We start from the raw sequence: 6,957 nt of genomic DNA on the forward strand, positions 1-6,957 counted from the left end.
CCCCCGCACCCGGATGATCCGTGACCGGACCGGCGAGGGTCGATCGGTGCGTCGGTCAGTGCAGATCGCGTTCCAGGGCTTCCAGGTCGTCCTCGTACGCGGTGCTCGTCTCGAACCGGTAGATGATGCTGCGCGGATCCGCGTCCTCGAAGGGGGCGTCGAGCCATTCGCCCGGTTCGGTCGGCTCGATCGCGGACACCCACAGGGTCGAGTCGCCCGGTTCCAGGCCCAGTTCGTCGGCGCGCTGGGCGATCTCGTCCGGATCGTAGACGTCGAAGAGCACCGCGACCGCGCTGGACGCGCTGTCGGCGCCGGTATCGCGCGGCGAGACGGCCGGCTCGTTCTCGCCGGCCTCCGCGTCGGCCCGGCGGGCGTGGTCGACGAGCGTGATCAGATCCTTGATCACGTAGTCGCGACGGATGAGCACGGTCACCGCCTCGGGGTTGGTCGGCCCCTCGTATTCGGCTTCCTCGCCGCTGCTCGGCACCTCGAACGGGGTGACCTCGTCGTAGGCGTCGTACAACAACTCGTCGTAGGCCTCCGCGGCGGCCGCGAGCGCGTCGTACGCGGCGAAGACGGCCGGGTCGCTCTCGCCCTGGCGGGCTTCGACGGCGGCCAGATGGTCGTCGATCGCCGATTTGAGAACGTCCGCGGCGGCACGGACCTGCTCTGGCGTGGGCTGCGCAACACCGGTCATGGGGTGACGTTATCCGCAAGAGCCCCACGCGCGCACAATGGTTCACTGATGGCGGAGTTGTTGGCCTACCAAAAGGCCGGTCACCGCGCCGGCGGCGCGGGCGCCGGGGAATGGAAACATGGCGGACTACGAGTTTCGGCAACTGGACATTCCGCGCGGCACGTCCCGCGGGGACGCGTGTCGGATCCTGACCGAGCAGGCGGAATACGGATATTGGGAGCTGGACCGGTTGCTCCTGCGCGGCGACGGCAGCCGCCGGGTGGTGCTCCGGCGCCGGATCATCCGACAGGTGCGCACCATGTGACGGATGCGCGCCATGTGAGCGAGGCGAAAACGCGGACTGCCCGCCCCTGTCCTCCCAGGGGCGAGCGGTCCATCCGGGCGTGCGTCGGGGTGCGTCGTGCGCCCGGTCGATGCGGGTCGGTTCCGTGGGTCGGGATCAGTCCCGGGCCGGCCGCGCGCGACGGTACAGGACGAAGCCGCCGAGCAGCAGTGCGGCGCCGATCGGGGCCACGATCAGCGCGTCGGAACCGGTCTGGGCGAGGGATCCGCCGCCGGTCGAGCCGCCGGTGCTGCCGGCCGAGCCGCCGGCGGTCGTGGTGCCCGTGGTGCCGCCGGTGGTCCCGCCCGTGGTTCCGCCGGTCGTACCGCCCGTGGTGCCGCCCGTCGACCCGCCGGTGTTGTGGCCGGTCGAGCCGCCGCTGGTGCCGCCGGTGGTGGGCGGGGACGTGGTCGGCGGCTTCGTGTGCGGGGGCTTGGTGCTCGGCGTGCACGTGGTCGGCGGGCACGTGGTCGGCGGCTTGCCGGTCGGCGGGTGCGTCGTCGGGGGGTTCGTGTGCGGCGGCTTGTTGGTCGACACGTTGGCGCAGTGGTTGCCGAAGGCCGGGTTCAGCGCACCGATGACGTTCACGGTGTTGCCGCAGATGTTCACCGGGATGTGGATCGGCGCCTGGATGTTGTTGCCCGACAACACGCCGGGCGAGCCGACGGCCGCTCCGTCGGCCTCGCTGCCGGCGTTGGCCACGCCGACGGCCGCGGACGCGAGTGCGCCCGCGGTTGCGACGACGACCAACAGCCCCTTCTTGGCGAGCTGGTGCATGTAGGTACCCCTGTGTCTCTCTCGCGAGGGGCGGGGGACGTTGACCCCGCACGGTCGTCCAACGAGAGTCGACACCGGAGGTCACCGGGGTGACGGCGATTCGCTCGTATGGCTGAGTTTCGGCCTTCCTTGCAACCATGTTCCGATTGTTTTCGCCCGCGCTTCGGCCCGGACGGGCGCTCGGCCGAACGAAGACGACCGTCGATGCGCCCACGCCGCCGGGCCCGGGTGGGCGCGGGCGACACAGCGGGACGGCCCCGGGACCGTGGCGGTCCCGGGGCCGTCCACACGCCATCGAGGGCGTGGGCCTGGATCAGGCGTTGATGCAGGTGTTGCCGAACGTGGGGTTCAGGATCCCGACGATGTCGATGCTGTTGCCGCACAGGTTGATCGGCACGTGGATCGGCACCTGGATGTTGTTGCCCGACAGCACACCGGGGGAGCCGACGGCCGCGCCGTCGGCCTCGGCGTCGGCCATGGCGCCGCTGGCACCGGCGAGCACGAGACCACTGCCGGCCGCGACGATGAACGCGGCCTTGCCCATCTTCTTCATGATTCTTCCGTCCTCCTTGTAGACACCACGACGCGCATGCGCGCCGCACAAGAAGAAACGACCGGATCAGTCGCAGGCTACGTGCTCCACGAGGTATTCACTCGTTCGGGCCCGATGGCCGGGAAACCACGGGCCGGCGGTGCCGACGGGCGCGCGACGCGGCCTCGGGATTGGCTCCCGGGCCCGGCCGCGCGCCCCCGCTCGGCGATGTCTCACGCGTTGTCGAGCAGGTGATCCAGTACCCGGACACCGAACTTCAGCCCGTCCACCGGGACCCGCTCGTCCACGCCGTGGAACATGCCCGCGAAGTCGAGGTCGGCCGGCAGCTTGAGCGGCGCGAACCCGAAGCAGCGGATGCCCAGATCGGCGAAGGACTTCGCGTCGGTGCCGCCCGACAGGCAGTACGGCACGGCGCGCGCGGCCGGGTCGTGCGCGCGCAGTGCGGCCGACATGGCCTCGACCAGGGCGCCGTCGAAGCCGGTCTCCAGGGCCTGGTCGGTGTGGATCGTCTCGCGGCGCACGCGCGGGCCCAGGACCGCGTCCAACTCGGCGTGGAACTCGTCCTCGAAGCCCGGCAGGAACCGGCCGTCCAGGTGGGCGGTGGCCTGTCCGGGGATCACGTTGACCTTGTACCCGGCGTTCAGCATGGTCGGCTGCGCGGTGTTGCGGATGGTCGCGCCGATGATGCTCGCGATCGGACCGAGCCGCTCGATGGTGGACTCTATGTCGTCCGGGTCGAGTTCGATGCCCAGCGCGTCGGAGACCTCGTCCAGGAACGCGCGCACGGTCTTGGTGACCCGGACCGGGAACTTGTGCCGCCCCACCCGGGCGACCGCTTCGGCCAGTTCGGTGATCGCGTTGTCCTTGGCGATCATCGAGCCGTGGCCGGCGGTGCCGTCCACGATCAGCCGCATCCAGTCCATGCCCTTCTGGGCGGTCTCGACCAGGTAGAGCCGCAGGTCCTCGTTGACCGTGAAGGAGAAGCCGCCGACCTCGCCGATCGCCTCGGTGACGCCCTCGAACAGGTCGGCGTGGTTGTTCACCAGGTGCCGGGCGCCGAACAGCCCGCCGGCCTCCTCGTCGGCGACGAAGGCCAGTACCACGTCACGCGCGGGCGGCCGGCCGGACCGTACCCGGTCGCGCAGCACCGCGAGCACCATCGCGTCCATGTCCTTCATGTCGACCGCGCCCCGACCCCACACGCAGCCGTCGGCGATCTCGCCCGAGAAGGGGTCGTGGGTCCAGTCGGCGGCGTTCGCCGGGACCACGTCGGTGTGGCCGTGGATCAGCAGGCCCGGTCGGGACCGGTCGGCGCCCTCGATCCGGACCACCGTGCTGGCCCGGCCGCGCTCGGATTCGTAGATCTTCGGCTCAAGGCCGACCTCGGCCAGCTTTTCGGCGACGTATTCCGCGGCGGCCCGTTCACCCGGCCCCGATCCGTCGCCGTAGTTGCTCGTGTCGATGCGAATCAGGTCGCGACACAGGTCGACGACCTCGTCTTCCGCGCGGGTGGTGGGCTGGGGACGGACAGCCTCCGTCATGACGGCTCCTCGGGGAAGGCGGAACGGCACGTGTGTACGGGTGTACCACCATCCTGCACCCGCGAGCGGATCCGACCGAGCCCGGGCACCGTTCCGACGATCAATCGGTCGGGCGGGTTCGGTCGTGGGTTCGGTCGCGGGGTCGGTCGCGGGGTCGGTACGGGGCCGCGCGGCGACCGCTCGGCGACGGTGCCCGAACGTAGGGAGATGCCTCTGACCGGGGGGATCGGGCCACTGCTACCTTCCCGATCAGGGTGAACAAGCCGCACACACCCGCGAGTCGGACGATCGGGAGGAGACGTCACATGAAGGGCACGGCGTGGGGTCTGACGGGTCCCGAATTCCTCCGCCTCTACGGCGGGATCGCCCTCGGCCTCGTGGTCCTGGCGATCGTGTTGCGGATCGTGCTCGCCTGGGCGATCCGCGGCCAGGCGCGCGGCGGACCGCTGGGCGCGTACGACGCGGCCTACCTGGCGGGTGGCCCGATGCGGGTCGCCGACACCGCGCTGGCGTCCCTGATCACCGAGGGCTACGTACACGTCCAGCGGGTCGGGCGGGTCACCGCCGCGACCGGATCGCGTCCGCCGGAGCCGGTGGCCGCGGCGATGCTGGACATCGTCCGCACCACGCGCGGCACCCGACTCGCCCTGCTGCGAGGCTGGTCGCGCGCTCCCATGCGGGAGGAGATCGAGCGCAGCCTGGTCGAACGCGGACTGCTGCACTCGCCGCTCGCGCGTCGGATCGCCAAGACGCCGTCCCGGCTGCTGTTCGTGCTCGGACTGGTGGGCATCGCCCGCTTCGTCAACGGCCTGGCGCACAGCCGGCCGATCGGCTTCCTGGTCCCGATGATCGTGTTCACCTTCGTCTTCGCGGGGCTGACCGCGGCGGGCTTTCGGACCACCGCGGCGGGCCGCCGGGAGCTGCGCGAGTTGACCGCACGGTTGCGGGCCGACCGCCGCTCCGGTGCCCTGGTCGGCGCGGGCGCGCTGTCCGGCCTGTTCGTGGTGGCCTGCCTCGGCCTGGCCGCACACCCCGACCCGGACGCCCGGCTCGCGCTGGTCGCGTACGGCGGCTCCGGCGGCTCCGGCGGCGGCGGCGGTGGCGGCGGTGGCGACGGCAGCAGCTGCGGTGGCGGGAGCAGTTGCGGCGGAGGCGGCGGGTGCGGGGGTGGCGGCGGCTGCGGGGGCTGAGCCCGCGCCCGCTCGACGATCGAAGAAATCCGGCTCCGCGTCCTCGACTCCGGGATGCGGAGCCGACGCACGTCGGGCCGCCGCCGCGCGCCGCGCACGACGCCCCGTCGCGACCGTCCGGGACGGGTTCTCCCGGCCCCCGGCTGTCGCCGCCCGTTCCGGGAAGAGTGGGACTCGAATGGGAGTTCTACGAGTCGCCGTTCCTCCCGAGGCGGGCAGCCGTCGATCGGGTCGGCCCGAACCGGAGGGAGGCGCGGCGCGGACGGTCACGTCGCACCAACCGGGTGCGCGGCCGCGCGGCGTACCCGTGGTGCGGGCACGGGACTGGAGGGAGTCTGCGTTGAGTGTGATCGAGGTTGCCCCGACCCGGGTCGATCCGGTGCGCTGGCCCGATGTGGCGGAGGTGCCGCGTCGACCGCTGCGCGCCGCCGCGGCCCGCTTCCTGTTCGAACGAGCGGTGGCCCGGCTGCCGTTGCGGGTGTGGATCGACGGTGCGATGCGCGGCGACGGGGACGCGAAGGCGCCGGTGATGCGGATCGTGCGGCCGGACGCGTTCTTTCGTCGGGTGGGCACGGGTGGGCTGATCGGCTTCGGCGAGGCGTATCAGGCGGGCGACTGGGAGGCGGACGACCTGACCGCGGTGCTCACCGTGTTCGCCTCCCGGGTGAGCACGCTGATTCCCCCGGCGCTCCAGCGACTTCGGCCCCTGGCGATACCGCGCCTGCCGCGTGCGCAGCGCAATACCGTGGCCGGCGCGAAGCGCAACATCCACCGGCACTACGACCTGTCGAACGAGTTGTTCGCCACCTTCCTGGACGAGACGATGACCTACTCGTCGGCGGTCTTCGAACAGGGCTCCGACGGCGGACCGCACGCCGACGAGGACGGGTTGCCCGAGGCCCAGCGGCGCAAGATCGACCGGCTGCTCGACCTGGCGGACGTCGGCCCCGGTACCCGGCTGCTGGAAATCGGCACCGGATGGGGCGAGTTGGCACTGCGCGCGGCCCAACGCGGGGCGGACGTACACACCATCACCATCTCGGCCGAGCAGCGCGACCTGGCGGTGGCGCGGATCGCGAACGCCGGCCTGGCCGATCGGGTCCGGGTCGAGTTGCGCGACTACCGCCACGTGAGCGGCAGTTACGACGCGATCGTCAGCGTGGAGATGATCGAGGCGGTGGGGGAGGAGTACTGGCCCACCTACTTCGCGGTGCTGGACCGACTGCTCGCACCCGGCGGCCGGGTCGCGTTGCAGTCGATCACGATGCCGCACGACCGGATGTTGGCCGGTCGGGACACGTACACGTGGATCCACAAGTACATCTTCCCGGGGGGTCTGATCCCCTCCGACGACGCGGTGCGCAAGGCCGCCGCCGCGACCCGGCTGCGGGTCGCGGACAGCAGGTCGTACGGCCTGCACTACGCCGAGACGTTGCGGCTGTGGCGGGAGCGGTTCGACCGGCGGGCCGACGAGGTCGAGGCGTTGGGCTTCGACCACGTGTTCCGGCGCATGTGGGACCTGTACCTGTCCTGGTCGGAGGCGGGCTTCCGGTCCGGCTACCTGGACGTGCGGCAATACCTGCTGATGGAGGCGTGAGGGGGCAAGCGGCGAGATCCGAGGGAGATCCGCCTCGGGAAGCCCGGTTCGGGGGCAATGTCGGGGAATCGGGTCGGCGACTCCCTCGAAGTTTCCGCCGAAGATGAGGGCTTCCCCTGAAGTGCCGAGGGATTCCCGCGTGATCTGCTTGTGACGCGGGCGAGGGGTCCGCTCCGATCGGCCGTCGCGGGGGTGTGGCCGGGCGGAGCGGCACCGACCCCGGGCCGGTGCCGGGCAGGTGCCGGTGATCCACGAAGGCCCCGAACGGCGAGTGCCGTTC

Annotated in this window: 7 protein-coding genes; 3 read left to right on the top strand and 4 right to left on the bottom strand. The window is 71.6% G+C overall.

The window, feature by feature from the left end:
* Positions 1 to 55 precede the first annotated feature (55 nt).
* The gene (locus tag ACFRCG_RS47980; RefSeq protein ID WP_078978026.1) at positions 56 to 697 is read right to left on the bottom strand and encodes a hypothetical protein; all 642 of its coding nucleotides are present in this window, start codon (positions 695 to 697) and stop codon (positions 56 to 58) included.
* A 118-nt stretch (positions 698 to 815) separates the two neighbouring features.
* Between ACFRCG_RS47980 and ACFRCG_RS47985 the strand changes: the two genes are divergently transcribed.
* Entirely contained in the window at positions 816 to 1,001 is a 186-nt protein-coding gene (locus ACFRCG_RS47985) for a DUF5703 family protein (protein WP_078978027.1), read from the top strand.
* A 135-nt stretch (positions 1,002 to 1,136) separates the two neighbouring features.
* Here the strand turns inward: ACFRCG_RS47985 and ACFRCG_RS47990 are convergent, their stop codons facing one another.
* From ACFRCG_RS47990 to ACFRCG_RS48000, 3 genes are all read right to left on the bottom strand, one after another.
* Positions 1,137 to 1,796 (bottom strand): chaplin, encoded by a 660-nt coding sequence (locus ACFRCG_RS47990; protein WP_380043003.1) that lies wholly within the window; start codon positions 1,794 to 1,796, stop codon positions 1,137 to 1,139.
* A 313-nt stretch (positions 1,797 to 2,109) separates the two neighbouring features.
* Positions 2,110 to 2,349 carry a chaplin gene (locus ACFRCG_RS47995; protein ID WP_379998452.1) on the bottom strand — a complete coding sequence of 80 codons (240 nt, stop codon included), beginning with the start codon at positions 2,347 to 2,349 and terminating at the stop codon, positions 2,110 to 2,112.
* 212 nt (positions 2,350 to 2,561) lie between these two features.
* The gene (locus tag ACFRCG_RS48000; protein WP_380043004.1) at positions 2,562 to 3,890 is read right to left on the bottom strand and encodes a M20/M25/M40 family metallo-hydrolase; all 1,329 of its coding nucleotides are present in this window, start codon (positions 3,888 to 3,890) and stop codon (positions 2,562 to 2,564) included.
* Between the two features lie 305 nt (positions 3,891 to 4,195).
* Here ACFRCG_RS48000 and ACFRCG_RS48005 point away from each other — a divergent pair, with 305 nt between their 5' ends.
* Entirely contained in the window at positions 4,196 to 5,080 is an 885-nt protein-coding gene (locus ACFRCG_RS48005) for a TIGR04222 domain-containing membrane protein (RefSeq protein WP_380043005.1), read from the top strand.
* A 340-nt stretch (positions 5,081 to 5,420) separates the two neighbouring features.
* The gene (locus ACFRCG_RS48010) at positions 5,421 to 6,677 is read left to right on the top strand and encodes a class I SAM-dependent methyltransferase (RefSeq protein WP_380043006.1); all 1,257 of its coding nucleotides are present in this window, start codon (positions 5,421 to 5,423) and stop codon (positions 6,675 to 6,677) included.
* Positions 6,678 to 6,957 lie beyond the last annotated feature (280 nt).

The sequence above is a fragment of the Embleya sp. NPDC056575 genome (assembly GCF_042793325.1).
Taxonomy (GTDB): domain Bacteria; phylum Actinomycetota; class Actinomycetes; order Streptomycetales; family Streptomycetaceae; genus Embleya.

Coding starts and splice junctions, on each gene's coding strand:
- ACFRCG_RS47980 (WP_078978026.1), bottom strand. CDS start 697: ATGACCGGTGTTGCGCAGCCCACGCCAGAGCAGGTCCGTGCCGCCGCG.
- ACFRCG_RS47985 (WP_078978027.1), top strand. CDS start 816: ATGGCGGACTACGAGTTTCGGCAACTGGACATTCCGCGCGGCACGTCC.
- ACFRCG_RS47990 (WP_380043003.1), bottom strand. CDS start 1,796: ATGCACCAGCTCGCCAAGAAGGGGCTGTTGGTCGTCGTCGCAACCGCG.
- ACFRCG_RS47995 (WP_379998452.1), bottom strand. CDS start 2,349: ATGAAGAAGATGGGCAAGGCCGCGTTCATCGTCGCGGCCGGCAGTGGT.
- ACFRCG_RS48000 (WP_380043004.1), bottom strand. CDS start 3,890: ATGACGGAGGCTGTCCGTCCCCAGCCCACCACCCGCGCGGAAGACGAG.
- ACFRCG_RS48005 (WP_380043005.1), top strand. CDS start 4,196: ATGAAGGGCACGGCGTGGGGTCTGACGGGTCCCGAATTCCTCCGCCTC.